Here is a 25,408-nt window from a genome sequence, read left to right as displayed (position 1 = left end):
TGCGCGCCGACGCGCGAGCTGCGAGCGCGACGGCGGCAGGCAAATCCATCGGCTCATCGGCTAAACCGCGCCCCGGCGCAAGCCAGTCCCGCAGTTCAGCAACACCCTCGTGGCCAATCCCGAGGCGTAACAAGGTTCGAATTTGATGCGAGCTAATCACCCGTTTCTGCGCTACTCCGAATCCCTGCTGGTGCGTCAGCCGTTTCGCACGCTGAAGGGTTTCGCGGGCGGCTATATCGCGTATCCGATTGCGGAGAACGCCGAAAAGCGCAACGTGCGCCCGAAAATCCGCGAGCTGCGCGAGCACTATTCGCTGCCGATGCCGCATCGCCGCCGCATCGCGCTCGAACGGCTCGTCGCCACGCTCGAATTCGCCGGCGCGAAGGTGCCTTACTATCGCGACCTGTTCCAGGCGAAGCAGTTCGATCCCGCCAAGGTCAGGAACGACCCGCGCTACCTCGAAGAACTGCCGTATCTGACCAAGGACATCATCCGCGAGCAGGGTCCGGGTCTCCTGTCGGGACCGCTCGAGGCTGGCAAGCACCACGCGTGCAAGACCGGCGGCTCGACCGGCCTCTCCACGACGATTTACTACGACCAGGAAGGCGCCGATTATTCGTCGGCGGTCACCAACTATTGCCGCGAGCGGATCGGCAAGCTGCGCCATCGCTCGGAGTTGCACTTCGCCTGCCGTTTCCCGGATCAGGTCGTGCCCGAGTGGCCGTCGCGCGAAGACTTCAAATGCTTCGCAATGAATCGCAGCAATGTCTTCTTCGACCGCATCGACGATCACGGCCTCGAGGAAATGTGGCGCACGCTGAAGCGCCGCCGCCCGTATCTCGCGCACTCGCATCCGTCGACGATGTACGCGCTCGCCTGCTATGTCGAGCGCAAGTACGGCGGCGGCAACGCGTTCCAGGTGTTCGAGTCGAGCGGCGAGCTGCTCGAGCCGCATGCGCGCGAGATGATCGCGAAGGCGTTGCGCTGCCGCGTGATCGACCGCTACGGCCTCGCCGAGCTCGGTGTGATGGCCTATGAGCTCGACGGTCACGAAGGCGGCTTCCAGATCCTCGAATCGGAAGGCTGGCCGGAAAGCCGCGTCGAGCCGGACAACCCCGACGGCGCGCACGAGCTCGTGTTCACCGGGTTCCGCAACCGGCTGATGCCGTTGATCCGCTACACGACCGGCGACCTCGCGCGCGTGCAGGAGACGGAGAAGGGCTTCTTCCTGACCGACGTGGTCGGCCGGATTCACGACGTCGTGCCGATCAACGGCGTCGCGCATCCGACGCACCACATCCAGGACATGCTCGATCACCGCGTCGGCGGCATCCAGGAATTCCAGATCGATCTGCGCACGACGCCGCCCACTTTGCGTATCGTGCTCGAACCGCACGCGAACGCGGAGGACACCACTGCGAAGCTGCGCCACTTCTGGCAGGACGCGTTCACGATCGCCTACGTCGGTCACGACGATTTCGTGCGCGTGGGCAGTCGCGCCAAATTCCGACACGTGGTGAGCGCATGATCGGCGTCGCGTATCCCGATGCGCGCGCCGACGCCGGCCAATACGTGCTGGCGGCGCTGCGGCGCTCGGTCAGCGCGACCCAGGCCCAGGCGATCGCGCGCAACATGCTGCGCGAGATCGCGCCCGACGTCGTGGTCGCGGTCGACGCGCCCGATGCGTGGAGCGCCGACCTGATCGCGTTCGTGCAGGCGTGGCCGCGCAAGCTGATCGTGTTCGGCCATATGCCGATCGCGCTCGCGGACTATCTGCGTTATCGGCCCGCGGCGTTACCCGCCGACCTCTCGCAAGCGAGCCGCAGTGCAACGGCGCCTTCGGGCGAGTCGCGCGAAAGCGCGGCGGCGGTGCGCTACGGCGCGCTCGCGCAGACACTCGGCGGCGCGCCATGGCATCGCCCGTTCGAGCGCTTCGATTTCACCGACGAATGGAACAACCTCGGCTACGGCGCGATTCGCGCCGACGGCTCGATCTGGGCGCTCGCGGAGGCGCCCGAAGTTGCGGCCGAAGCGGAGCTGGCCGCGGTCGTCGTGAACGGCGAGCGACAGTTCGCGTACGCGGCGCTGTGGGATGCGGGTGCATCGGCCGTGCTGTGGTTCAACCGGCCGGTCGGCCCGTGCGATTCGTTCGAATGGCGCCTCGTCGAGCAGTTTCTGTCGGGCTACCGGGCCGATGCGCTGCCGTGTCAGCCGGTGCTGAGCGAACTCCCGTGGGGTTACGACGCGGCGATCACGTCGCGGCTCGATTGCGACGAGGACGTCGAATCGGCGCGCCCGTTGTGGCACGCGTACCGGCGTCTCGGCGTGCCGTTCACGCTCGCCGTGCATACGCAGAACCTGCAACGCGGCGGCCAGCACGACATCCTGCGCGAACTGCTTGCCGACCGGCAGCAGGGCGCGGTGCTGTCGCACACGGCGACGCACTCGCCGAACTGGGGCGGCAGCTACGACACCGCGATCGCGGAAGGCGTGCAATCGGCCGAACTGCTCGAACGCGCGACCGGCGTGCCGGTGCGCTACGCGGTGTCGCCGTTTCACCAGTCGCCGCCGTACGCGATGCGCGGCCTGATCGACGCGGGCTACGCGGGCTGCATCGGCGGCATCATCCGCAACGATCCGGAGTTTCTGAGCGCACGCGGCGGCGCGTTGGCCGGTTTGCCGGCGGGCTTCGTCGGTCACAGCCAACAGTGCATGCTGCACGGCGACTGCATGCTGAAAGAGGGCGATCCGCTCGCGATCTTCAAGCAGGCCTTCGACACCGCGTACGCGACCAACACGCTGTTCGGCTATCTCGACCATCCGTTCTCCGAGCGCTACGCGTACGGCTGGACCGACGAGGCGGCGCGCATCGACGCGCACGAGCAGTTGATCGCCTACATGCGCGGCAAGGCCCAACGGCCGCTGTTCCTGCACGAGGAAGCCGCGCTCGATTTCCTGCGCTTGCGCTCGCTCGCGCAGATCGTCGAACAAGACGGCATCTTTCGCGTCGTCACGCCCTTCACCGACACGACGCCGCTCGCGCTCGGCGTCGAGTTCCGGGGCGCTCATACCAAGGTCGAGGCGGGGAAAGCACTGCAATGAAAGTCATGGTGGTGATGGGCACGCGGCCCGAGGTCATCAAGCTCGCACCGCTCGTGCGAGCGCTGCGCAGCGAGTTCGACACGATCGTCTGCGCGAGCGGGCAGCACAGGGACATGGCCGCGCAGGCGCTCGAATTCTTCGGCATCGAACCGGACATCACGCTCGAAACGATGCACCCGGGTCAATCGCTGAACGCGCTCGCGTCGCGCCTGATCGCCGCGCTCGATCGCGCGCTCGACGAAACACGTCCCGATTGGGTGATCGTGCAGGGCGACACGACGACCGCGTTCTGCGCGGGCTTCGCGGCGTTCCAGCGCGGCATCCGCGTCGGTCACGTCGAGGCGGGGCTGCGCACCGGCGATCTGGCGAGTCCGTTTCCCGAGGAAGCGAACCGCAACCTGCTCGGCCGCATCGCGACGCTGCATTTCGCGCCGACCTCGCGCGCGCGCGCGACAGCCTGCTCAGCGAAGGCGTCGCGCCAGAGAAGATCGTCGTGACCGGCAACACGGTCGTCGATGCGATCGACGAAGTGCGCGCGAGCTGGAGCGTCACGCCGCCGGCGAGCCCGCTGCCCGCATGGCACGGCGCGCAACAGCACGTGCTCGTCACGTGCCATCGGCGCGAGAACTTCGGTGACGTGCTGCAGGACATCTGCCGCGTGCTGCGCGATCTGTGTCAGCGCTATAGCGATTACCGCTGGGTGTTCCCCGTGCATCTGAACCCGGCCGTGCGCGAGCCCGTGCATCGCGAGCTCGATGGCATCCCGAACCTCGCGCTGATCGAGCCGGTCGACTATCCGACGAGCCTTTATCTGATCAGCGGCAGCGCCGTCGTGGTCAGCGATTCGGGCGGCATCCAGGAAGAAGCGCCGACCTTCGGCGTGCCGGTCGTCGTGATGCGCAATCACACCGAGCGCCGCGAAGGCGTCGACGCCGGTTTCGCGACGCTCGCGGGCCAGAGCGCGGCGAGCATCGAAAGCGCGGTGATCGGCTGGCTCGACGATCCCGCGCGGCGCGCGGCGCTGCGCGATCGCGCGAATCCGTACGGCGACGGACTGGCCTCACGACGCATCGTCGACAGCCTGCGCGGCCGACCGGTCGAGGTGTTCGTTGGCTGACGGCAAGAACCCCGTGCTTGCCCCGCAAGACTGCGTGCTGTTTTCGACCGCCGACTGGGACGAGCCGTACTGGACCAACAAGCAGCACACGGCGAGCATCCTCGCCGCGCGCGGCTGGCGGATTCTGTATGTGGAAAGCGTTGGCTTCCGCTCGCCGAAAGTGGCCAGCGGCCGCGACTGGTCGCGCCTGTGGCGACGCCTGTGGCGCGGCGTGCAGTCGCTCGTGCTCGGCCCGCCGCGCCGCGCCGACAACATCTGGGTGCTGTCGCCGCTGATGGTGCCGGCCGGGCATCATCTGCCGTTCGTGCGCTCGCTGAATCAGGCGATGCTGCGTTTTTCGGTGAACCGCTTCGCGAGGTCGCATCGCTACGTCAAGCCGGTCGTGTGGACGTACCACCCGTACATGCTCGATGCGATCGCGACGCTGCCGCGCGGGCCTCTGGTCTACCACTGCGTCGACGATATCGCGGCGATTCCGGGCGTCGACGTCGACGCGTTCCGCAATGCCCAGCAGGACCTGCTCGGGCGCTGCGAGGCGGTATTCACGACTGCGCAGTCGCTCAAGGACGTGTGCCTGCCGTTTAACCGCAATACGCATTTCTTCGGCAACGTCGTCGATGAAGCGCACTTCGGCGCGGCGCGCGCGGACGGCCCGCTGCCCGCCGAGCTCGCCGCGATCGACGAGCCGCGGCTCGTGTATCACGGCGTGCTGTCGGACTTCAAGGTCGATCTGCCGTTGCTGCTGCAAACCGCGCAGGCGCGGCCGCAGTGGCAATGGGTGATCATCGGCGAGGAGCGCGAAGGGCAGCGCAGCGACCTGCTCGCGCAGCTCAAGCGTCTGCCGAACGTGCATCTGCTCGGCTACCGGCCGTATCGCGTGCTGCCGCAGTATTTGCGCGGCATGCGGGTCGGTGTGTTGCCGACGCTGATCAACGAATACACGCACTCGATGTTTCCGATGAAGTTCTACGAATATCTCGCGGCCGGTCTGCCGGTCGTATCGACGCCGCTCGATTTCGCGAAGGAACCGCGCGCGGGGCTCGAAGTGGGCGGCGATGCCGACGCGTTCATCGCGGCGATCGAGAAGCAGCTTGCACGCGGCAAGCTGAGCGCGGAGGAAGCGCGCGCGACGGTTTGCGAGAACACGTGGGAAGCGCGGCTGGACAAGATGCTGGCGATCACCTTCCACTTCCCGCAGGCGGGCGGCAGCAGCGCGCGGCCACACGGCGCGGAGGTGCGCACGTGAGGGTCGTTCATGTGTACCGCACGTACTTTCCGGACCCGCCCGGCGGCCTGCAGGAAGCGATCCGCCAGATTGCGCTATCGACGCGCGAGCGCGGCGTCGAACCGCGCATTCTGACGCTGTCGCCGAGCCCGACGCCGACCGTCGTCGAACGCCCGGAAGGGCAGGTGATCCGCGAGAAATCGTGGGCGGCGCCGGCATCGTGCGATCTCGGCGGGCCGTGCTCGGTGATCAGGTATCGCGAGCTGGCCGACTGGGCCGACGTCGTGCATTTCCACTTTCCGTGGCCGTTCGCCGACGTATTGCATCTGCTCGGACGCACCAGCAAACCGACGGTGATGACTTACCACTCCGACATCGTGCGGCAGAAGCTGCTCGGCGCCGTCTATGGGCCGCTGATGCGGCGCACGCTGCGCAGCATGTCCGCGGTGGTCGCGACGTCGGCGGCCTATGCGCGGACCAGTGAGACGCTTGCCGCGTGCGTGTCGAAGGAGCGTTTGAAGACGATTCCGCTCGGCATCATCGACTATCGCGACGAGCCGCAGCCGCTCGACGCGCGGCGCAAGCTCGAGAGCCGGCTCGGCCTGGCGCCGGGCGAACCGTATTTTCTGGCGCTCGGCGTGTTGCGCTACTACAAGGGACTGCATACGCTCGTCGAGGCCGCCCGGCATGTGCAGGCGAAAATCGTCATCGCTGGCTCGGGGCCGGAGCGCGAGCGGCTCGCCGCCTTGGCGCGGCAGCATGGCGCGACCAACGTCGTGTTTGCCGGGCAGGTCACGCATGAGGAAAAGGTTGCGCTGCTCGAGGGCTGTCGCGCGATGGTGCTGCCCTCGCATTTGCGCTCCGAAGCGTTCGGGATGGTGCTGGTCGAAGCCGCGATGTTCGGCAAACCGATGGTGTGCTGCGAGGTGGGGTCCGGGACGTCGTTCGTCAACGAGGATGGGGTGACGGGGTTTGTCGTGCCGCCCGAGGCGCCCGAACCGCTGATCGCCGCGATTAACCGGCTGACGCTGGATGAAGCACTGGCGCGCGGCATGGGAGCGGCGGCGCGGCAGCGATATGAGCGGCTATTTTCTGGGGCAGCGTTGGGAAACGCATATAAATCGCTGTATGAACACGTATTGTTTTCCTGAGTCGTTATTTCTTTCTCTCTATATCGCCGAAAAGCTTGCGAAAGTGTTTAATTCACCTTTGTTTGCGCAAATTCGGCCTATATGCGAGATGTGGGTCTTATCTGCGCGGTCGAGCCCGGTACACTGATTATTCTGCTTCGTTACGAATATTGCGGGCTCATGGTTGTTAAATCAGTCGGCAATAAGTTGACAAATAAATTGGAAGCGATTGTAGGGGAGGGCGCGAGATGGTAGCGTGATGCCGCTTTACGCGGTCCGGATTCTGATCCTCGTGGTTCGACTTGAACCGCTACCGCGCCAGAACGAATTTCTACGGCATCGCATGTGCCTTCCACACTCTTTTCTGCCCTGCGGCGGTTCACTGAATGAGCAGCAAACCACTCGTCGTCGATCTTGATGGAACTCTCATTCGCTCGGACGTCCTGATTGAATGCGGATTTGCTTTCACCCGATCCGCTCCCCATCGGTTCTACGAGCCGCTTCTGTGGCTCCTGCGCGGGGGCAAAGCCGGCCTCAAAGCCCGCTTGGCCGAAGCGACCGATATCGACGTCACCGTCCTGCCCTACGACGCCACGGTCATCGAGTGGCTGAAGGAAGAACGGGCCGCCGGGCGGTCGCTCGTGCTGGCGACCGCTAGCCATGAACGCTACGCGAAGGCGATTGCCGATCATCTTGGGCTATTCGACAAAACCTTCGCCACGCATAGCGACATCAATCTGTCCGCGCATCGCAAGCGCGACAGGCTCGTGGCCGAGTTCGGCGAGAAAGGCTTCGACTACGCGGGCAATTCGCACGACGATGTCGCAGTCTGGGCCGCGGCCGAGCATGCTTATGTGATCAATCCGTCGAGCGGCGTAGAGCGCGCGGCCCGCAAGCAGGGCAACGTCGAGCGCGTCATCGACCAACGCTCCGCGTGGCCGAGAACGTGGGCGAAGTCGTTGCGACTGCATCAGTGGCTGAAGAATCTGCTGATTTTCGTTCCGCTGCTCGCGGCGCATCAACTGTCGGACGCCGCGCTGGTCATTGCCGCGCTCCTCGCTTTTTTTGCCTTCGGTGTCTGTGCGTCGAGCGTCTACCTGCTGAACGATCTGCTCGATCTCGAGGACGACCGGCATCATCCGACCAAGCGCAAACGCCCGCTTGCTTCGGGCGCGTTGCCGCTGGTGTGGGGCGCGGCGCTCTGTCCCGTTCTGCTGGTCGTGGGCGGCGCGATCGCGTGGTTCTGCCTGCCTCATAAGTTCGCGCTGGTTTTGCTTGGATATTACGTACTCACGCTGGCCTATTCGTTCTATCTGAAGCGGCGAGTCATGATGGACGTGGTGGTGCTGGCCTTGCTCTATACGACACGGATCATCGCCGGAAGCGCCGCGATCGATGCGCGGCTCACGTTCTGGCTGCTCGCGTTTTCGATGTTCATTTTTCTCAGCCTCGCGCTCGTCAAGCGGTATGCGGAACTGCACGCGTTGAAGGAGCGCGGCCTCGTGAAGTCACGCGGCCGCGGCTATGTCGCGAGCGATCTGCCGTTGATTTCGTCACTAGGCGCGGCCTCGGGCTATCTGTCCGTGCTGGTTCTCGCGCTTTATATTCAGGACGGCAATACGGCGAGCCTCTATCGGCATCCACAGTACATCTGGGTGGCCTGTCCTCTGCTGCTTTACTGGGTGAGCCGCACGTGGATCATCGCGCATCGCGGCTCCATGCATGACGACCCGATCATATTCGCGGCAAAAGACCGGAGCAGCTGGCTGATCATGGCCCTATGCGGTGCCGTGTTCTGGATGGCGATCTAGCCATGTCCAAAGTCCAGTCCTGGGGGCGCTATCCGTACGCGCTGCAAGAGGCCCATCCGATCGCCTGGCGTGATACGGCCGCGGCGGTATGGCGAAGTGTCGGCGGCACGCAGCGCACGACCCTTGCCTTCGGCAATGGGCGCAGTTACGGCGACAGTTGCCTCGCGTCGTCGGGGCACGTGGTCCAGACGCTGCCGCTGGACCGGATGATTCTGGCCGACTGGCAAAACGGCGTATTGCGCGCCGAACCGGGCATGACGCTCGAGCAGATTCTCGACGTGGCGATTCCGCGTGGATGGATGTTGCCCGTGACGCCGGGGACGAAGTACGCGACGTTGGGCGGCGCGATCGCCAACGACGTGCACGGCAAGAATCACCATGTACGCGGCACGTTTGGCCGGCATGTGCGGCGTTTCTCCTTGCTGCGAAGCGACGGCACGCAGTTCGAATGTACGCCGGACCTCCGCCCCGAGTACTTCACCGCAACGATCGGCGGCCTTGGTATGACGGGGCTGATCGCGTGGGCTGAAATCCAGCTGATGCCGATCAGGTCGAGCATGCTCGACGTGACCAGTATCCGCTTTGCCAACCTCGACGAGTTCTTCGCGCTGTCCGAACGGCTCGACGAACTGCATGAGTACAGCGTGGCGTGGGTGGATTGTCAGAGCCGTGATGCCGCGTTGGGCAGAGGCATTTTCATGGTCGGCGATCACGCCTCCGAGGGGGGGCTCGACGTCGAACGCCGCAAGACGCGTACGGTGCCGTTCACGTCGCCGATCCCCGTTTTCAACCGGCTGACCCTGCGCGCCTTCAACGAGTTGTACTACAGGCGGCAACGCGCGGACGCGGTTCGCTCGACGGTGAGTTACGACTCGTACTTCTATCCGCTCGACAGCCTGCTTGAATGGAATCGCATCTATGGCCGCTCGGGCTTCCAGCAGTATCAATGCGTGATGCCGGCACCCGTTGCGCGCGAGGCAACGCGGGCCATTCTCGACGCGATTGCCCGCAGCGGCACGGGGTCGATACTTGCCGTGCTGAAGCGCTGCGGCGCCATCAAATCGCCGGGCTTGCTGTCTTTTCCGCTCGAAGGCACCTCGCTCGCGCTCGACTTCCCGCAGCGCGAGGAATCGAATCGCAAGCTTTTCGACCGGCTGGATGCGATCGTGCGCGAGAGCGGCGGCCGTTTGTATCCCGCCAAGGACGCGCATATGTCGGGCGAAGATTTTCGCGCTGCCTATCCGCAGTGGGAACAGGTCGAAGCGCTGCGTGATCCGGCTTTGCTGTCACGCTTTTGGGAACGAACCACTCGAGTATGAAAAACATCGTTATCGTAGGCGCCACTTCGGCGATCGCCATTGCCTGTGCACGGCAATGGGCTAAACAGGGCGCGCGGTTCTTTCTCGTCGCGCGCAACATGGAGCGCCTCCAGCAGGTTGCCGACGACCTCAAGGCACGTGGTGCGCAAGACGTGCTGTGTCAGCAGTTGGACATCGATCAGCTCGGTGAACATGCCGCCATGATGCAGCGTTGTTCGGCCGAGTTCGGCGCGCTCGACATCGTGCTGGTGGCGCCGGGTACGCTGCCTGACCAGCAGGACTGTCAGAACGATGCCGACGTCGCGGTCCGCGAGTTCAATACCAATGCCGTATCGATTATCGCGTTGCTGACGCGTTTTGCCACTGTGATCGAGCAGCAGCGGCGCGGCACGATCGCGGTCATTTCGTCGGTGGCCGGCGATCGCGGTCGCCAGTCGAACTATCTGTACGGCAGTGCAAAAGCAGCGCTCTCCGCGTTTTGCGAGGGCCTGAGGGCGCGCCTGTTCAAGGCGGGCGCGCATGTGCTGACGATCAAGCCTGGCTTTGTCGCGACGCCAATGACGGCGGGGATGCCTCTGCCTGGACGCCTAGTCGCTACGCCGGATCGGGTCGCGCACGATATCGTGCGCGCGGTCGAGCGTCGAAAGGACGTGATCTACACCCCGTGGTTCTGGTGGGCCATTATGCTCATCATCCGATCGATTCCCGAACGGTTCTTCAAAAAGCTGTCCCTTTGACGCCGGCGGCACTTTGCGCGGATCGTTCCCATTTCGTTAGTGTGTTAGGCCGTGTTCACATTTGAAAGCGGCCCGAACGAGCAGGCAAGGGACGCGAACACGAGATAGCTGTCAGCGAGCTTGTCATACCGAGTGGAGACACGGCGAAAATGCTTGATACGGTTGAAGAAACGCTCGACCAGGTTGCGTGTGCGGTACAGCGCTCGACTGTAGCGGCGCTTTGTCTTGCGATTCGAGCGCGGAGGAATGACAGCCTTTGCACGAGCGGCCCGAATCTGATTCACGAAGGCATCGGAATCGTAGCCCTTGTCCGCGATGACTGCTTCGGTGCGCAGATGCTCGACCAGTTCTGCGGCGCACGAGATGTCGGCAACCTGTCCTTCAGTGATGATCAGTCGCAACGGACGACCTGCCGAGTCCACGGCCAGATGCAGTTTGGTACTCAATCCGCCCCGGGAACGCCCGAGCGCTTGCGGCCCACTTTTTTTGAGGCTCCGGCCGAATGCTGGTGCGCTCGCACGACGGTCGAATCGATCAGGACGCGGTCGATTTCCGTCTCGCCTGCCAGTGCATTCACCACCCGTTGCCAGACACCTGTTCGCCGCCAGCGTGAGAAGCGCATGTACACCGTATGCCATCGGCCGAATTCCGAGGGAAGATCGCGCCATGGACTGCCAGTGCGGGCAATCCACAGCACCGCTTCGACAAACCAGCGATTGTCGGCCGCCGTGCGACCCCGATCGCCTTCCTTGCCCGGCAGGATGGGTTCGATCTTTTCCCATACCTTGTCGCTTAGTAACGTGCGAATCATCCCGTCTTGCAATTGCAAAAAACAAGATGTAAACACATTTCGTCAAATGTAAACAGACCCTAGTTTCCCGTCCATGGCCCGTTCGAAGATGATCGTTCTGTATACGCTGTTCGCCGCCATATCAATTGGTGCGAATCTTGGCGCGCAAAAGCTCTACCTGTTGGGGGCGCCGCCATTTTACATCGTGCCATTGTCGGTATTCGTAGGAACGGCGATTGGGCTTGCGGTCAAGTTCATCCTTGACAAGATTTGGATCTTCAAATACGAACATCGCGATCTCGCACATGGACTCAGGAGTTTCATCCTCTATTCCGTGATGGGTATCGGCACGACGGTGGTCTTCTGGAGCACAGAATTTGGCGCGGGCCTGCTGTTTGGCACGGAGGCGGCACGGCTTACCGGGGGCGCCATCGGCCTCGTGCTGGGATATGCCGTCAAATATCAGCTTGACAAGCAGTTCACATTCGCTTAAGACTGCGACCAGATCGCCAATTTGGCATTGCAATTACTGGACCGTGTAACGCACCATGGCTCAGACCAAGACATTTTCATTCCAGAATGCAATATTGTTGCTCGCGACCATTCCCATTGCGGCATGGTTTTCGTGGAAGAATCGCCATTACCAGCTCGACGATTCATTGATCTATCTGCGTTATCTGCGCAATCTGTTCAACGGATACGGGCTGACTTACAACGCCGGCGATCGCTTTAACGGGCTGACGTCACCGCTGTATTCGTACTTGCTTATCGTGGCAAATGCTGTCACGCATAATCTGCAGTACACCACGATCTTCCTGTCGTTCGTGTTCCTTTGTGCGGCGGCGATCTACGGTGCGATTACGTTCTCGGACAATCCGTGGGAGCGTGTGCTCTGTGCTTTCTTCGTCGTGTCGTTCAACTACTTCTACACCACGTTCGGAATGGAGACGATGCTGTTTCTGTTCCTTTACGCAGTGACGATCTGGTTCTACAAAAATGAGCGCTATTATCTCTTTGGCGCGGCGATCGGGCTGCTTGTGCTGACGCGTACTGAAGGGGTCTTTCTCGCGGCGATCACCATCGCGCACTATGTTTATGTGCACCGGAAGCTGCCGCCGCTCAAGTACGCAATCTTGCCGGTCGCATTCGTCGCAGCAAATCTGCTTTTCAATTACATTTACTACGGCGCGCCATTGCCGGCGACCGGCAACGCGAAGATCGGTCAGGGACGATCTGGCTTATGGGGTACGGGTTTGCCGTTCCTGAACGTGGGGTATATGAAGGGCTGGTTTTTCGACGATAACCTGAAACTGCTCGCGTTCATGATCGTCGGTACGGTAATCGGCCTATGGGCAAAGCGTCGCGAGATTAATACCCGACTGTTTGTCTGCAGTCTCGCGCTGCTCGCTTGCTTTTACGTGTTCATGCTGATTCCGAATTACCATTGGTACGACGCACCGTTCTTTTATTTTCTGATGATTTTCTCGGCGATCGGCGCATTTCAGGTTCTGAGTTTTGCCATTCGCCGAGTCAGGCGCAATGCCCTTTATACGCTCGTGGCAATTCCGACGCTTGTGGCGACGGTGGCGTTTGGCGCAGAGAATCTGAAGCTGTCGAATATTTCGCGCGGTCCTTTAGATTGGTACAAAAACATCGGTGAATGGATCACGCAGAATACGCCCGAGCAGTCAGTCGTTGCGGCGGTGGAGATTGGAACAGTTGGCTGGTATGCGAACCGTCACATCATTGACATTCTCGGCCTGACGAATCCCTATAATGCCGACTATATTGCGAATAAAGACGTGCATTCGTGGCTGACCCGTTACTTCCCTGACTATATCCTCGTGCACGATCCGCTTTGGGTTTTCGAGACGACGGCGGATTGTCTTGAGAAGTCGGGAGCCTATGCGCCGACGCCGAATTTCAATTTTCAGGGTTATCGACTGCTGGAGCGTTCGAAGGCGCCGAATACTGCGACGTTGGCCGAGGCGTGCGGCCGTACCGGTCAGTTCACGGCGAAATGAAGTGGTGGGGTGAGTTACCTGCGGCGCAATCTGCCCGGTCCGTGTCGATCGGGCAGGTCGTGTCTCTATGGAAGGGCCGCGGAAGTAAGTCTCCCGGAGAAAAACGAGGATTCCGACACTCGCTTTCTTTTGAGAGGAGTGCGCAAACGAATGCGCCTCGCCCAGCTCTTCACGGGCAGGATACAACCATTACCGGATCGCTATGTCGTCTTCGAACTGGAGCTGGAAGCTCTCGGTGGGTGATGGGGTGTGCGCACCGAGCGGCTGCACTGTGGCCGCGGGCAATAAGTCCGGAGTTTTCACGGCGATTGCAAAGGCCAAAGCGCACTGTCATCTGGCGTCCGGTGTCCGGCGCGAAGCCAAGCGTGACGGCGTCTGTCTGCACCGCTGTCTGGTCGAACATCAGATCACGAACTTAGTAGTAGATTCGGCCAGTATCGAAGTGGGCCGGGGAGACGTCGTGCCAAAACCGACCTTGCTCGCGCAATGACTATAACGTGCACCAGGTTAGGAGGTTTCGCGGCTGAGGTGAAAATCATCTAGCAGGCCTCCCTTAGCCGTCTGAACGGACGACAGAGGTAGAGTAAGTCCGCCGGCTACCTTACCGGAAAGGAGGCCAAAATGAAATATTGCGGCATCGACCTGCACTCGAACAACAGCGTCGTGAGTGTAATTGACGAAGCCGACCATGTGGTCGCGGAAAGACGCCTGCCAAACGAGCTGGCCAGAATCGTGGCATTTCTCGCTGGGTGGAAGGACGAACTGGCAGGCGTCGTGGTGGAATGGACCTATTATGGGCGCCCACCGAATTATGCACGGTTTGCCGTTGAGGAAGTCGGGTGCGCGGCATCGGTGCCGAGTTGAATCGCTGTACGGGCAATATACGGCCGTCGCCGGTGTCCTAACTGTTGAGGAAGTCTCGAATGAAGGGCCGGCAGACGAGCACCGAGTTGTTCGCAAGTCCGCGATCCTGCTCAGATAGTCCAGGTACCGGCGGTAGATACGGCCGATCGCAGATTGCTTGGCCAATGTCGGCGAGCGCAGGATCGCTGCGTCACGCAGAAAGGCAAGAAACAACCGTAACACGGCGAGCTCGAACTGTACTCGGGCTCTCGGACCGTCGGTCAGGCGCTCGATGAAACTAGCCGTCACCGACTCATCAAGGTCAATCAGGCGGACGTTTCTGCTCTTCATCCACCGAGAGAAGGCAGACAAGACTCTTCGTTTCTTGCGAAGCGTTACTTCGGAATAGTGCGCCGTCCGTAGACGATCCAGAAATGCATCAATGTGACGGGCCGGCAGCCCGCCGGATTCGCTGACTGCGCGTGTCGCCTTCATTTGATCTCTCCCGGCCAGCCTCGTAGCCAGCTTGAGAAGTCATACGCATTATGCAGACTCGGCAATCACAAAAGGGCATGAGGAAGGCCATCCGTACCCTTGACGCGGCATAATCCGGAAGTCGGCATAACGTCATTGAGCGCGACGTCAGCCATTCTGCACGGGGCGCTCCTCATGGTTGTTCGCGGACACGGTCGCCGGCGCAAAGGCAAGGGCAATGGTCTATAGCTTGATGCTCACCTGTCGGGCCTGCGACGTCGAGCCTTACGCCTACCTCGTGCATGTGCTCATCGAACTGTCACAGCGTCCGCCCGACGCCGAAATCACCGATCTCCTGCCGTTCAACTTCGCGAAGCGTCGGACGGCGACAGGCGACGCCGGCTGATCCAATATGCGCTGCGGTTCAGTCCTGCGCCATCACCGGATCGCCCGCGCCGCGATGGCCTTGCGTTACCGTTCGATGCGCTCCGGCATGCCGGCAATAATGAGAGACTGTTTGCCTGTCATTCAGTTCTCTGATCAGTTCAATGCCCAAGTCCTACACCCTCTACACGCTTTACGCGCAGATCCGCCCGTCTGGCGGCGAAGCCGGGTCGACGGAATATCACGCTGCGCAAGCTGCACCACATTCTCCAGGCGGCCTTCGCATGGACCGATGCGCATCTGCATGATTTCGAGGTTGAAGGGCGGACATACGCGATGGGGGACAACGATGGGCGCCGACAATTATCTTGTCCGGCCGGACTTCACAGTGTCGCGCGCAGTTGACGCTCTACACAACGACAACATGCTCGATCTGTTCGCTGAAGACCCGGAAATGACGGACGATCGCAATGCACGCCTGCACAGACTCATCTTCCAGGGAGCGCGATTCCTGTATCGATATGACTTCGGTGACGGTCGGCATCACGACATCCACGTGGAAGAGGCTGCGCGCATTGACCAGGAGCCCTACAGCGAAGCGTGGGTCCTCGCGGGACAACGCGCGTGTCCGCCGGAAGATGTCGGTGGCACCTACGGATATGACGAGATGCTGCGTGTCCTGAGCCAGGAACCGGACAGCGACGAAGCACACGACTACAGAACCTGGGCGGGCGAAGACTTCGACCCCGAACTGTTTGATCGCAGGGCAGCTAACGCAGCGCTCCTCCGCATGGGGAGGAACGGGTGGGTAAAAAGTAGCGCATTCCTCTGTGTTCACGCGCTGCTCGGCAATCGACCTGTGTGCTTAAACTAGGGCTTACGATCATGCTAGCCACTCACGCAGCCACGCGGCGAACTGTGCTGCTTCTGATGTTGGCCAGCTAACCGTTATCGACTGCCGTGCGCGACGCACTTCGACGCGGATCTCAGCCGGGCGCGTGTTCCTTGTCTCCAGCGGGACCGGAACGAATGCCGCCGCAGACGGCGCCCACACGTCTCTACGTACGGCGCCCTCACGTCTCTACGTGTGACCAGCACGCGCTCGTTTCGTAAGCAACCGGGGAAGGCATCTTGATGGCGTCCGGTACGCAGGCGAGGATCGTGTCCATCTAAATTTGAAATGGACAGATGTACACGATGGACGATAGTGAGGTGATTCCGGAGGTTGTGCAACCGACGCGCCGGCGACGGCATAGCAAAGAGTTCAAGGAACAGGCGATCCGGGCGGCGATGCAGCCGAACGTATCGATTGCGGCGGTCGCGCTGCACTACCGCCTGAATGCGAACATGTTGCGAAGCTGGGTGGCAGCTCAGGAAGAGCGGGATGCAGCCGAAGCGGCCCGCAAATCGATGAGTGCGCCGTCCACAGAGTTTGTGCCGTTGCAACTGGAAGCGTCCGGGGTCCCTGCCGGCGCAGGCGAAATTCAGATTGAGGTGCGCCGGGGCGCAGCAACGGTGACGGTACGCTGGCCGTTGTCAGCGGCAAGTGACTGTGCGGCGTGGCTGCAGGGGTGGCTGCGTTGATCCGCATCGATGCGATCTGGCTGGCGACCGAGCCAGTCGATATGCGCGCCGGCGCCGAGACTCTCCTGGCTCGGGTGGTGAAGGTGTTCGGTGCGGCGCGACCGCACCACGCATATCTGTTTGCCAATCGGCATTCGACCCGCATGAAGGTGCTGGTCTACGACGGATTGGGAATCTGGCTGGCCATGCGGCGCCTGAACAAGGGGCGATTCATCTGGACGAATGGCGAGCATGCGGTCGCGGTTTCGCTCAACGCGGAGCAGCTTCGCGCGCTGGTCACTGGTTTGCCGTGGCGAACACTGACGCCCGATCATGCGATCACGGTGATATGAGACGAGCCGGGACGTAAACGGTTGTGATTCCGTGGGGGCGCGGGTTCTGGCAGACTGACCTGCATGGACCTGCCCACAGATCTCGATGCACTGAGCCCGGAACAGCTGCGCGCGTTGGCCGCGCAACTGATCGTGCAGGTCACCGAGCAGGACCGTGAGGCTGGCGAGAAGGAGCGCGAGCTGCAGTATCGGCAAACGCGTATTGACCAGCTCACGCACGAACTGTCGGTGCTCAAGCGCCTGCAGTTCGGCAAGCGCAGCGAACAACTTGATACTGAACAGATGAGCCTGCTCGACGAGGCGATCGATGCGGATCTGGCTGCGCTGGAAATCGAGCTTGAGCAGCTCCAGCCGGACACGCCCGCCGGCAAGCAGCGCCAGAAGCCGAAGCGCACATCACTACCGCCGCAGCTGCCGCGCACAGACATTCATCACGAACCCGAAGACACGACGTGCCCTTGCGGTTGTCAGCGCGTGCGTGTGGGCGAGGACATCAGCGAGAAGCTGGACTATATGCCGGGCGTGTTCACGGTCGAGCGGCACATCCGGGGCCAGTGGGCCTGCAGGAACTGCGAAACCTTGATGCAGGCACCGGTGCCGCCGCACGTGATCGACAAAGGTATCCCGACCACCGGGCTGCTAGCGCAGGTGCTAGTGGCCAAATACGGCGACCATCTGCCGCTGTACCGGCAGGAACGCATCTTTGCTCGCGCAGGTCTGGCCGTCCCGCAATCGACGCTGGGCGCCTGGGTGGGCGTATGCGGTGTACGGTTGCAGCCGCTGGCTGACGCGCTTCGCGAAGAACTCCTGCAGCAAGAGGTGCTGCACGCCGACGAAACGCCGGTGCAGATGTTGGCGCCCGGCAAGGGGAAAACACATCGGGCTTACCTGTGGGCGTACTGCACCACGCGGTTCTCCGATCTGAAGGCGGTGGTGTATGACTTCGCAGATAGCCGTGCCGGCGAACATGCCCGCACGTTCCTTGGCGAATGGCGTGGCAAGCTGGTGTGTGATGATTACAGCGCCGGCGGTTTCAAGAGTGAAGCGCAACAGCGGGTTTAATGTTTAGAGCCTTGAGGTTGACTTGCTGAAGCAAGGGTCGCGGCGAAGACCTCGAACGGCGAATGGAAGGCATGAGTGGCACGAGGTCGGCTGTTCAGACTGTCGGCGATAGCGTCAAGTTCGTCCTGACTGTAGACCGAAAGGTCCGTGCCTTCACGCCCTGAGGTGGTCCGTCAAGGTTTTTCAGCGGGAAGTTGCGTTTCTGCGTGCGATTCGAGACGCACGAGCACATAAGCCGACTGATCTCCGCTGTTTTCGAGGGCAGAGTATCGCTCGTCGCTCATTTATGAGACGGCGTATGTTAAGCAGAACGCCATGCGGCCGCTTGGCGAGTTGCCCACCGCCGGCCAGCGTCATGGTCGTGAGGCGACCCGCCGGCCGGCCGTGGACAACTGGCAACATCGCGTCCAACGGAGGCAATCCACCGATCCGGAATCCAACTGCGTAACCGCCACCGAAACTGGTTACCCCGGAAGTTCGAGGTTCCTGAGCAGTGGCGAACCGCGTTTCCTCAAGGCGTTGAGGTAGGTGGTCTCGTCGTACGGCGTTCTGGTTTGCCAGCACCGGTACAGGATCCGGATCCACTTGAACGCCAATGCCCTGACGGCAGCCTGATGCGTACTGCCCTTCGCTCGTTGTTGCCGATAGTAAGCGCCGGCCCAGAACGATTTGTTGATGGTCTGGGCTGCCCATTCGACGAACGTCTGGCGCAGGAACTTCGGGCATTGCCAGCGCCAGTGCACCCAGCTCTTCTTGCCGCTACGTTCGGTCACGGGGGCAATGCCGGTGTACTTCTGCAGTTCATCAGCCCCGTGGAAGCGGTCGCGCTGCTCGCCAAAGGCCGCGAGCAGGCGCGGCGCCATTTGGGGGCCGGCGCCCGGCAGGCAGTCAAACAGGGCGAAGTCAGGTTGCGCCCGCGCGACCGCCGCAATCTCCCTGTCGAACACATCGATCGCCGAGAGCACGGTGCGCAGCTGCGCCACCAGCGCCAGCACGTGCAACCGGCAGGCCGTGATGATGCCAGGGTCTTCGGTGAGGGGCATAGCGGCGCGGATCGATTCCAGACGTGCCGCGATCAGCCTGGTACGGCACTTGTGGGCATGGAAGAACGCTTCAAGGGTCGTCCTGCGGGCGCGCCTGACCGTCAGGAGCGTCGGCCAGCAGGTGAGGAAGTCGCAGAAGAGCACCGTATCTCTCTGCTCGAACCACTCGAGAGCCTGCGGGTAATACTGCTTGAGGGTGTCACATAAGCGGTTGGTGAATCGGGTCTTGTCGCCGACCAGTTCGCGGCGTTGCTCGACCAGGCTCAATAGCGAACGCATGGCGACGCTCTGTGGCCTGAGCGGAGCAAACCGCTCCGGATGGCGCAGCAGAAGTTCGAGTGCCAACTCTGCATCAGTGGGATCGTCCTTGGCGCGGCTTGGTCTGAACGTCTCGCGATATTTGGCGAGTGTCGACGGGTTAATCGGGAAGAACACGAAGAAGTCGTACTTCTGCAGTGCAGCGACGATTGGCCCCCTGGCCAGTTCAAGGGCAATCGCGATCGGGCCACCGAAGCGCTGGCGTAACAACTTTGCCCATTCGTCAATGCGCGCGACCTGATGAGGGATGCAGTCGAACTCGCGCTTGGCGTTGCCGTCGGCCTGCAGGCAGATGTCATGCTTCGTGTCTGCCCAGTCGATGCCAACATAAGCGGTGAACTGCTGATTCGATAGAGGTGCCATGTGAACCTCCGCAAGTGGTAAATTGCCTTGCAGGGACATGCATACTTGCGTTCAGCGAAGGCAATATAGTGAGCCGGTGTCACGGCGAACCCTGAGTATTCGTTCGAGCGCAAGCGCACCCATGGACTCGAAGCTAAAGGCACAAACGTCAGGACGTTGGGGCAGATTATTCGTAGGCCACGGGTGCATGTCCCGCTTTCGCTGGCAGCTACCTGCCAGCTGTGACCAGTATCACGGAAGGCGGGACGGACTATCTATATTGGGCAGATACTGGCGCAGCAGCCCGTTGGTGTTTTCGCAAGTGCCGCGTTGCCAGGGACTGTGCGGGTCGCAGAAGTACACCTTCACGCCGGTTGCGGCGGTGAGTTCTTGATGCCGCGACATTTCTTTGCCCTGGTCGTAGGTGAAGCTCTGCCGTAATGGCGCGACAATCGAATTGAGTTTGGCGGAGAAGCCGGCCAGCGCTGAAGCGGCGGTGGCATCTTCCATCCTGGCAAGCAGCACCAGACGGCTGGTCCGTTCGACCAGCACGCCTACCGAGGACTGGTTGCCGGCACCCTTGATGAAGTCGCCTTCCCAGTGCCCAGGCAGCAGTCGGTCTTCGATTTCGGGCGGCCGCACATGAATACTGACCATGTCGGGAATCTGTCCGCGCCGGTCTGTGCCCCGTGTACGCGGCATGCGCGTGCTGTGGCCATGGCGCAAGCACGCAATGAGCTGACGGCGCAGTTCGCCGCGCGGCTGGGCGTAGATGGCCGTGTAGATGGTTTCGTGCGAAACCTGCTGGGTCGGGTCGGTCGATACATACGCTTCAGTGTGCCCGATATCTGCTGGGGTGACCATTTCCACTCGAGCAGAGTGAGAACGATGCGCCAGCAGACGCTTTGCAGGCAAAGCTTTGGGGGGCGGCGACCCGCGCTGCGGCGTGCGGCACTGAGCGCTTCAGCCGACACGGACGCGTAGCCAGCAGGCAAGCTGTTTCGCGCCAGTTCACGGCTAACGGTGGCTGGCGAGCGACCGAGTATCCGGGCCATGGCCCGGATACTCGAACCCTGCAGATGCAGACTTGCAATGATCAGGCGCTCTTCAGGCTGAAGTTGTTGATACTGAGTTCTTTCGTGCATCGCAACACCTTATACGAAACAGGTGTTGCACTTCAGATTTGAGGCCGCCCACCGAACCACAGGGCTTGCGGGTCCCTAAACGTTTCGGAATTGTTGTAGGGAAGTACCGGATTTCCGGCGTACTTTGTCCAGGTTGTTCCACTGTCAGTGCTGTATGCAATCGCTTGACGCTGCCCACTGCCGGGTCCGAAGGTGTCAGCTAGGGTGTAGATGGCAACTAGCGGCGGATTTTCTCTCGTACCCAATCCGCTCGTGTTGGCCCGATCGAAGACAACGCTGCCAGAAAAAATCATTCCTTCGACGTCGCGCGAGCCGATTTTCTTATCGGGATAAAGCGCTATTGGTAACTGGTGCCAATGTATGAGGTCAGTGCTTGTGGCGTGCCCCCAATGCATCGGCCCCCATTGAAGGGGATCTTTGAAACGACCGTCTTGTAAAGCCCACCCCCCGCCGTAGTATTGATAGAAGAGGTGATAGATGCCGTCTTTTTCGATCAAGCCGTTCGGATCGTTAACCCAACCGAACTTCGGCGTGAAGTGATAAACCGGACGCTGGGCGAACGTCGTTAGGCAGGTGCAAAATAACGCGAGTGTCAGTATCGCCGAAAGAAATTTCTTGTTCTTCAATTGGATCCTCCGCATAGGTCGTCGCCTCCGTCGCCCGTTCTCGCGCTATTATTCAGATTTGCCGTCCTTCCGATTTTCCGTATCTGATATAATGTTCGGCCCCCGATTTAAACTGGCCTGCATCGACTGCCGCAGCAACGTCTGGATTGTTAGTGAGGTATGAATTTTCGCTGTATCCCGGCAGGCGGGTTGCAAATACCAGGATGTGCGCTCCCGCCTCATGATCAAATTCTTCAGTACCGGTGATGGCGGTCATTCCGAGATCCTCGAGAACGCCTAATAGACTATCTCGTGTCATCCATTGACTGTACGGCGCCGATCCGCCCGCGAATTTCTCATTTGTGAGAAATTCCAGATAGTCATGCCGGTGTGTCTCTACAAGGCGGTCACCGAAGCGCGTATGCGTCGGATCGGGGCTGACGTGGCGCTTCATCCTAGCATTCGTGCCTGCGAGATTCGGATCGTAATAATGCGTCCAGATGCAGATCGAATCTGATGCGCGGGCCATATCTGAAAGGAGAGCGACTGGGTCGGTCATGTGATACAGGACGCCGCTCGCGAGGATCAGATCGAATCTCCTTTCTCGCTTGGCGAGCATCGGCCTGAAGTCCCCATACATGAATTGCGCATTGAATTTCAAGGCGTTCTGGACGATAAGGCACTTCAGAAAGGCCTTTGAATTCGACTCAATTGAAAGGATATTCGATGCGCCGGCCCTTGCCATCATGTAGGTATGACCACCTTCCAGCGGGCCCAGTTCAAGGATGCTCTTGCCTCCGAATCCACCGCATTGCGTTTCCAGCCAGTGTATGCGGTGGTCGTTGAAAGCCGGAACGTCTCCGAGACCGATGCCGGGGACATCGGAGCTCCAGGAGCCTTCGAAAATAGAGCAGGCAAGCTCATGGCTTGGGGGCTCGGTAGTGTAGTGATCCAGTTCGCTTTCTTTCAAGGTGCCCTCGAAGTATCTGTATTGCAGAGGCGTGGTTTCTAGACTAAAAGGTGTAGTTCAACGTCACGACGTGCGCGCCGCGCCAGTCGGCAGGCTCGTAACTTCCCCCGTTCCGCTAAAGTTGCGCTGCTTCGCGAACACGTAGTTGTAGCGGATCGAAATCGGACCGCGCGCAACTGACGCGCTGACGAGTGCGCCGATTTCCCAGTGTGGATCGCCATGAAACGTCTCCGTGCTTCCCTGCGGCCCAAGACGACGGGTAACTAGACTTTTACCGCGTGGATCACAGTGGCCGAGGCCAACTCCATATTTTTCTCTTGGGATAGCTCGGTCACGAAGTGCTTATCGATATGCGGCAGCGCTCCGTCCAGGAAGTCGGAAACCCTCATTTTCTTGAATTCGTCAAGCGTTGAACCTCTTAGGCCATCCGCCCAGCTTTGCAGAATCCAAGTCAAGGTCCAGATGGGGGTGACGCTGTATGGAACTTCGTGGCGTCGCACCTCGATGGCATCACCGAAGAGATTCCTCAGTCCCTGGCCGCTCATGTTGTAATAATGATGTGGATACCCGTGAAGAGGCTGCAAGAACGGGACGCAAACCATTAGATCGCCGCCTGGCTTCAGCACGCGAAGTATTTCATTGGCACAGGCCCAGGGATCCTTAACGTGTTCTAGTACCGCTACCGAAACGACCGCGTCAAAGGAGTGATCTTTGAATGGTAGTTTCTCGCCAACACCTCGAACGTCAGTCGATGGGTAGGCCGCAATTTCAAAATTGACTACATTCTGATAGTAAGTCGAACGGCTGCCTGCTCCGCAGTCGAGGACGAGTCCGTCTTGATGCTTATCGATTAAGGCCAGAACATCGTCATCGTACTCGTTGCTACTAATCACATCGGTATCAATGATGTTGAATTGAGATCGCAGTTCTGGCGTGAGAAAGTCGAAAGATAGATCGGTGCGCACCACCGGCATGTCTTCACGCACGATCTGTCCAATCCGAGCCAGCTTATTTACTTTAAGAGAAGCGAGATCATCTGGTGCTCCACGTTGGAATCGGACCTCCGAATGACCGAACTGCTCGTAGTGGTCGAGACCAGATTTGAATTGGCCGATCTTTACCGCATGCGCAATGTCGCGATTTTCTTGCAAATATGCAGCCTCATTGAACCGCTCTGGCGTAACCAAATGATTCATGCGCCGCGCCGTTTCCGTGCCTGCCATATCTCTACCTCGATCTGAAATTTTGGTGTGGAATTTAACGTAAGATTAGGTAACTTGTAGAAAACGTGCCTTATGATTAGAAATCGTAGTTCATCCATTCACCCTTGCTGCCGACGGGGACGTTCTTGTCAGTGCTGCAATCACCGGCGCGTTGAGATAGTTTAGGCGTGTGCAGAACGGTCCCTTTTTTGACCGATGCGCCGTCCAGCACCCCCCGATTTGAACGTGCGGCTGGTCCGTGAGAGTTTCTTGTGCGCCAACAGGTCCGAACGGGCCGTCAGAGAAACCAGTCGCAACTGTCGTCTATGTGCTTCGATACAGCGCCGGTCAGGTCTTGACGCCAAGTTGCCGGCATCCACCAAGATCACTATAGGGCTCGACGGTCGGCGCGATCGCCTGAATGCCGACCGACGAATCGAACCGGCGGAACGAACCGCAATTGTTGTCGTTGCAGGACTGTGTTGACGAATTATAGCTGGCGACAAGACCGAAATTGGTGAAGTCAGCTGCATCCTGCTGGTTTTTGCTCGACCAGCGGACCTTGCCAAAGTTGTAGTAGTCGAGATGGAACCGAACGCCTGGTGTCCATGAACGCGGATGCGCCTCGACGGCATTCAGGACGATGTCAATGCGCCCGCCAAAAGAGCCGTTCGGCGTGTCGTGCGAGAAGCCCTTCGAGTAAGGCATGCCGTCGCCGAGCTTGACGGCTGATGTGACGCCCGAGGCCCGGCTTTGATCTGGAAGATAGATTCAGCGTGCCCCGATATGGCGGCGCACCCGAGCGACATCGCTACGGCTGCGGCTCTCCATCCTGCTCCGGGGAAGCGGGGGACGCGTTCAGGTCGATCTCCGCTCCGCCTTCGCGCATCTTTTCGAGCACAGCCTCGATGTCCTTCTGCTTGAGAATGAGTCGTGCCATGGCGAAAAACAGCATGTGCGCGCTGACTTCCCGGGGTCGGGTTCCTCCGGTGTATTTCCGCCACTGCTTGTCGCTGGATACACCGAACAGATCGGCCATCTGCGAGCCTTTGTACCCAAGCGTCTCTTTCAACATGGCGAGACTTTGGGTTGACGGCGGCGCGTAGCGCATAAGAGGTCCCAATATTTTCCACACAGGCCCGAAAATTGCATTTCGTCATCTTCCTTTCGGAGGTTACTGGATGGGCGGCACGGCTCCACGTGCTATGAAATGGCCTCTTTGGGGGCTAGTGTCAAGTGTCGCATAACATCAATCGACAGCCACCATCCCGACGGTTTTTTCATTTCCGGGGATCGCATGTCAGACCCGAAGGCGTCACAGACATTGAAGGCAAATACTGAAGAACGATTGAAAGCCGGGTGCGCCGCTTCTCACGGCTTGAAGCCCGGATCGATCGCAGCAATCGGGAAACCAGGTAGCACCTGTGAAAGCAAGAAAACAGGATTGAAGCGATCGCGACCGCTATTGGACGTATGTTGCGAAGTGAGATGACGGCGCGCGCTGTGAGGTTCTGTTGCAGACTTGCCCAAGTTTGACGATTTATCCTACGACAGGTGATGTTCACTGTAGTGATCGCCTATCACGGGGTGCATGGTTACTTCCCACCATGGCTGGCGGACACAGTAAAACTTCTGTTGGTGATCGTATAAACCCGAAAGACTTCATTTCGGCCGCCGGGCCGGCGGCGTGCACGAGTGCTCCAAAGGCAAAGATCCCTGCGAAATTCAGGTGTCGCTCGCCGGCGACGTCGTAGTCGGCGCTCACCGTCCCGCGCAGCAGTAGGCCGCTCGCGCGACCGCGTTGAAACCCGCAGCACCCCCACAGTCGTAATTCTCCCACCGCGCCGAG

21 protein-coding genes and 6 pseudogenes are annotated in these 25,408 nt (G+C 60.6%); 18 read left to right on the top strand and 9 right to left on the bottom strand.

The window, feature by feature from the left end; translation table 11 throughout:
- Positions 1 to 145: 145 nt before the first annotated feature.
- The 8 genes and pseudogenes from OKW28_RS37375 (at position 146) to OKW28_RS37340 (ending at position 10,441) form a co-directional block, all read left to right on the top strand.
- Complete coding sequence (locus OKW28_RS37375; RefSeq protein WP_429452894.1) at positions 146 to 1,528, top strand: phenylacetate--CoA ligase family protein; 1,383 nt, start codon at positions 146 to 148, stop codon at positions 1,526 to 1,528.
- On the top strand, positions 1,525 to 3,102 hold the full coding sequence (locus tag OKW28_RS37370) for a polysaccharide deacetylase (protein ID WP_429452893.1): 1,578 nt from the start codon (positions 1,525 to 1,527) through the stop codon (positions 3,100 to 3,102). The genes OKW28_RS37375 and OKW28_RS37370 overlap by 4 nt, the downstream gene beginning before the upstream one ends.
- Positions 3,099 to 4,219 (top strand): annotated as a pseudogene (gene wecB, locus OKW28_RS37365) (non-hydrolyzing UDP-N-acetylglucosamine 2-epimerase). Before OKW28_RS37370 ends, wecB begins: the two are co-directional and overlap by 4 nt.
- Positions 4,212 to 5,465 (top strand): glycosyltransferase, encoded by a 1,254-nt coding sequence (locus OKW28_RS37360; protein ID WP_429452891.1) that lies wholly within the window; start codon positions 4,212 to 4,214, stop codon positions 5,463 to 5,465. The pseudogene wecB and the gene OKW28_RS37360 overlap by 8 nt, the downstream one beginning before the upstream one ends.
- Positions 5,462 to 6,595 carry a glycosyltransferase gene (locus OKW28_RS37355; RefSeq protein ID WP_429452890.1) on the top strand — a complete coding sequence of 378 codons (1,134 nt, stop codon included), beginning with the start codon at positions 5,462 to 5,464 and terminating at the stop codon, positions 6,593 to 6,595. Before OKW28_RS37360 ends, OKW28_RS37355 begins: the two co-directional genes overlap by 4 nt.
- Positions 6,596 to 6,960: 365 nt before the next feature.
- Complete coding sequence (locus OKW28_RS37350) at positions 6,961 to 8,385, top strand: UbiA family prenyltransferase (RefSeq protein ID WP_429452888.1); 1,425 nt, start codon at positions 6,961 to 6,963, stop codon at positions 8,383 to 8,385.
- A 2-nt stretch (positions 8,386 to 8,387) separates the two neighbouring features.
- A complete protein-coding gene (locus OKW28_RS37345) occupies positions 8,388 to 9,704 on the top strand; it encodes an FAD-binding oxidoreductase (RefSeq protein WP_429452886.1) in 1,317 nt (438 codons plus the stop codon).
- Complete coding sequence (locus tag OKW28_RS37340; RefSeq protein WP_429452884.1) at positions 9,701 to 10,441, top strand: SDR family oxidoreductase; 741 nt, start codon at positions 9,701 to 9,703, stop codon at positions 10,439 to 10,441. Before OKW28_RS37345 ends, OKW28_RS37340 begins: the two co-directional genes overlap by 4 nt.
- Before the next feature lie 44 nt (positions 10,442 to 10,485).
- On the opposite strand, the gene OKW28_RS37335 is transcribed toward OKW28_RS37340, so the two are convergent.
- Positions 10,486 to 11,252, bottom strand: a protein-coding gene (locus OKW28_RS37335; protein ID WP_429448108.1) for an IS5 family transposase whose coding sequence is annotated in 2 segments (ribosomal slippage) — positions 10,486 to 10,934 and positions 10,934 to 11,252 — 768 coding nt in all. Because the reading frame shifts where the segments join, the coding sequence is not laid out codon by codon here.
- An 88-nt stretch (positions 11,253 to 11,340) separates the two neighbouring features.
- On the opposite strand from OKW28_RS37335, the gene OKW28_RS37330 reads away from it, so the two are divergent.
- From OKW28_RS37330 to tnpC, 10 genes and pseudogenes are all read left to right on the top strand, one after another.
- Positions 11,341 to 11,724: a GtrA family protein gene (locus OKW28_RS37330; protein WP_429452882.1), complete on the top strand. Its 384-nt coding sequence runs from the start codon at positions 11,341 to 11,343 to the stop codon at positions 11,722 to 11,724.
- 55 nt (positions 11,725 to 11,779) lie between these two features.
- Positions 11,780 to 13,255, top strand: coding sequence for a hypothetical protein (locus OKW28_RS37325; protein WP_429452880.1), 1,476 nt, complete (start codon positions 11,780 to 11,782; stop codon positions 13,253 to 13,255).
- Positions 13,256 to 13,457: 202 nt separating this feature from the next.
- Complete coding sequence (locus OKW28_RS37320; protein ID WP_429452878.1) at positions 13,458 to 13,745, top strand: hypothetical protein; 288 nt, start codon at positions 13,458 to 13,460, stop codon at positions 13,743 to 13,745.
- A gap of 131 nt (positions 13,746 to 13,876) precedes the next feature.
- Positions 13,877 to 14,047, top strand: a pseudogene (locus OKW28_RS37315) (IS110 family transposase); the annotation flags it as partial.
- 671 nt (positions 14,048 to 14,718) lie between these two features.
- Positions 14,719 to 14,978: pseudogene (locus tag OKW28_RS37310) on the top strand (transposase domain-containing protein); the annotation flags it as partial.
- Between the two features lie 191 nt (positions 14,979 to 15,169).
- On the top strand, positions 15,170 to 15,361 hold the full coding sequence (locus tag OKW28_RS37305; RefSeq protein ID WP_429454587.1) for an IS1096 element passenger TnpR family protein: 192 nt from the start codon (positions 15,170 to 15,172) through the stop codon (positions 15,359 to 15,361).
- Positions 15,306 to 15,830, top strand: coding sequence for a plasmid pRiA4b ORF-3 family protein (locus OKW28_RS37300; protein ID WP_429452877.1), 525 nt, complete (start codon positions 15,306 to 15,308; stop codon positions 15,828 to 15,830). The genes OKW28_RS37305 and OKW28_RS37300 overlap by 56 nt, the downstream gene beginning before the upstream one ends.
- 314 nt (positions 15,831 to 16,144) lie before the next feature.
- A complete protein-coding gene (locus tag OKW28_RS37295; RefSeq protein WP_429452875.1) occupies positions 16,145 to 16,540 on the top strand; it encodes a transposase in 396 nt (131 codons plus the stop codon).
- Entirely contained in the window at positions 16,537 to 16,872 is a 336-nt protein-coding gene (gene tnpB, locus OKW28_RS37290; protein WP_429452873.1) for an IS66 family insertion sequence element accessory protein TnpB, read from the top strand. The genes OKW28_RS37295 and tnpB overlap by 4 nt, the downstream gene beginning before the upstream one ends.
- A gap of 63 nt (positions 16,873 to 16,935) precedes the next feature.
- Positions 16,936 to 17,931: pseudogene (gene tnpC / locus OKW28_RS37285) on the top strand (IS66 family transposase); the annotation flags it as partial.
- Here tnpC and OKW28_RS37280 read toward each other — a convergent pair.
- The 8 genes and pseudogenes from OKW28_RS37280 to OKW28_RS37245 form a co-directional block, all read right to left on the bottom strand.
- Positions 17,931 to 18,089 (bottom strand): annotated as a pseudogene (locus OKW28_RS37280) (IS30 family transposase); the annotation flags it as partial. The pseudogenes tnpC and OKW28_RS37280 sit on opposite strands and share 1 nt — an antisense overlap.
- 309 nt (positions 18,090 to 18,398) lie before the next feature.
- Positions 18,399 to 19,658, bottom strand: a complete 1,260-nt coding sequence (locus tag OKW28_RS37275) for an IS110 family transposase (protein WP_429454586.1) — start codon at positions 19,656 to 19,658, stop codon at positions 18,399 to 18,401.
- 261 nt (positions 19,659 to 19,919) lie between these two features.
- Positions 19,920 to 20,782 (bottom strand): annotated as a pseudogene (locus OKW28_RS37270) (IS30 family transposase); the annotation flags it as partial.
- Positions 20,783 to 20,814: 32 nt separating this feature from the next.
- A complete protein-coding gene (locus OKW28_RS37265) occupies positions 20,815 to 21,408 on the bottom strand; it encodes a hypothetical protein (RefSeq protein WP_429452871.1) in 594 nt (197 codons plus the stop codon).
- A gap of 52 nt (positions 21,409 to 21,460) precedes the next feature.
- Positions 21,461 to 22,357, bottom strand: coding sequence for a class I SAM-dependent methyltransferase (locus OKW28_RS37260; protein ID WP_429452869.1), 897 nt, complete (start codon positions 22,355 to 22,357; stop codon positions 21,461 to 21,463).
- A gap of 263 nt (positions 22,358 to 22,620) precedes the next feature.
- Positions 22,621 to 23,580, bottom strand: coding sequence for a class I SAM-dependent methyltransferase (locus OKW28_RS37255; protein WP_429452867.1), 960 nt, complete (start codon positions 23,578 to 23,580; stop codon positions 22,621 to 22,623).
- Between the two features lie 327 nt (positions 23,581 to 23,907).
- Positions 23,908 to 24,267, bottom strand: coding sequence for a hypothetical protein (locus OKW28_RS37250; RefSeq protein WP_429452866.1), 360 nt, complete (start codon positions 24,265 to 24,267; stop codon positions 23,908 to 23,910).
- Positions 24,268 to 24,370: 103 nt separating this feature from the next.
- Positions 24,371 to 24,670 (bottom strand): XRE family transcriptional regulator, encoded by a 300-nt coding sequence (locus tag OKW28_RS37245; protein ID WP_429452864.1) that lies wholly within the window; start codon positions 24,668 to 24,670, stop codon positions 24,371 to 24,373.
- Positions 24,671 to 25,408 lie beyond the last annotated feature (738 nt).

This window comes from Paraburkholderia sp. 40, assembly GCF_050434105.1.
Lineage (GTDB): Bacteria > Pseudomonadota > Gammaproteobacteria > Burkholderiales > Burkholderiaceae > Paraburkholderia > Paraburkholderia tuberum.
Note: the sequence above shows the minus strand (reverse complement) of the source record. Positions and strands in the feature narration are given on the sequence as shown.

What these genes read in the sequence shown, in the direction of transcription:
- OKW28_RS37375 (WP_429452894.1), top strand. Translation starts at nt 146, where the DNA reads ATGCGAGCTAATCACCCGTTTCTGCGCTACTCCGAATCCCTGCTGGTG.
- OKW28_RS37370 (WP_429452893.1), top strand. Translation starts at nt 1,525, where the DNA reads ATGATCGGCGTCGCGTATCCCGATGCGCGCGCCGACGCCGGCCAATAC.
- OKW28_RS37350 (WP_429452888.1), top strand. Translation starts at nt 6,961, where the DNA reads ATGAGCAGCAAACCACTCGTCGTCGATCTTGATGGAACTCTCATTCGC.
- OKW28_RS37345 (WP_429452886.1), top strand. Translation starts at nt 8,388, where the DNA reads ATGTCCAAAGTCCAGTCCTGGGGGCGCTATCCGTACGCGCTGCAAGAG.
- OKW28_RS37340 (WP_429452884.1), top strand. Translation starts at nt 9,701, where the DNA reads ATGAAAAACATCGTTATCGTAGGCGCCACTTCGGCGATCGCCATTGCC.
- OKW28_RS37330 (WP_429452882.1), top strand. Translation starts at nt 11,341, where the DNA reads ATGATCGTTCTGTATACGCTGTTCGCCGCCATATCAATTGGTGCGAAT.
- OKW28_RS37325 (WP_429452880.1), top strand. Translation starts at nt 11,780, where the DNA reads ATGGCTCAGACCAAGACATTTTCATTCCAGAATGCAATATTGTTGCTC.
- OKW28_RS37320 (WP_429452878.1), top strand. Translation starts at nt 13,458, where the DNA reads ATGTCGTCTTCGAACTGGAGCTGGAAGCTCTCGGTGGGTGATGGGGTG.
- OKW28_RS37300 (WP_429452877.1), top strand. Translation starts at nt 15,306, where the DNA reads ATGGGCGCCGACAATTATCTTGTCCGGCCGGACTTCACAGTGTCGCGC.
- OKW28_RS37295 (WP_429452875.1), top strand. Translation starts at nt 16,145, where the DNA reads ATGTACACGATGGACGATAGTGAGGTGATTCCGGAGGTTGTGCAACCG.
- OKW28_RS37275 (WP_429454586.1), bottom strand. Translation starts at nt 19,658, where the DNA reads ATGGCACCTCTATCGAATCAGCAGTTCACCGCTTATGTTGGCATCGAC.
- OKW28_RS37255 (WP_429452867.1), bottom strand. Translation starts at nt 23,580, where the DNA reads ATGGCAGGCACGGAAACGGCGCGGCGCATGAATCATTTGGTTACGCCA.
- OKW28_RS37250 (WP_429452866.1), bottom strand. Translation starts at nt 24,267, where the DNA reads ATGCCTTACTCGAAGGGCTTCTCGCACGACACGCCGAACGGCTCTTTT.
- OKW28_RS37245 (WP_429452864.1), bottom strand. Translation starts at nt 24,670, where the DNA reads ATGCGCTACGCGCCGCCGTCAACCCAAAGTCTCGCCATGTTGAAAGAG.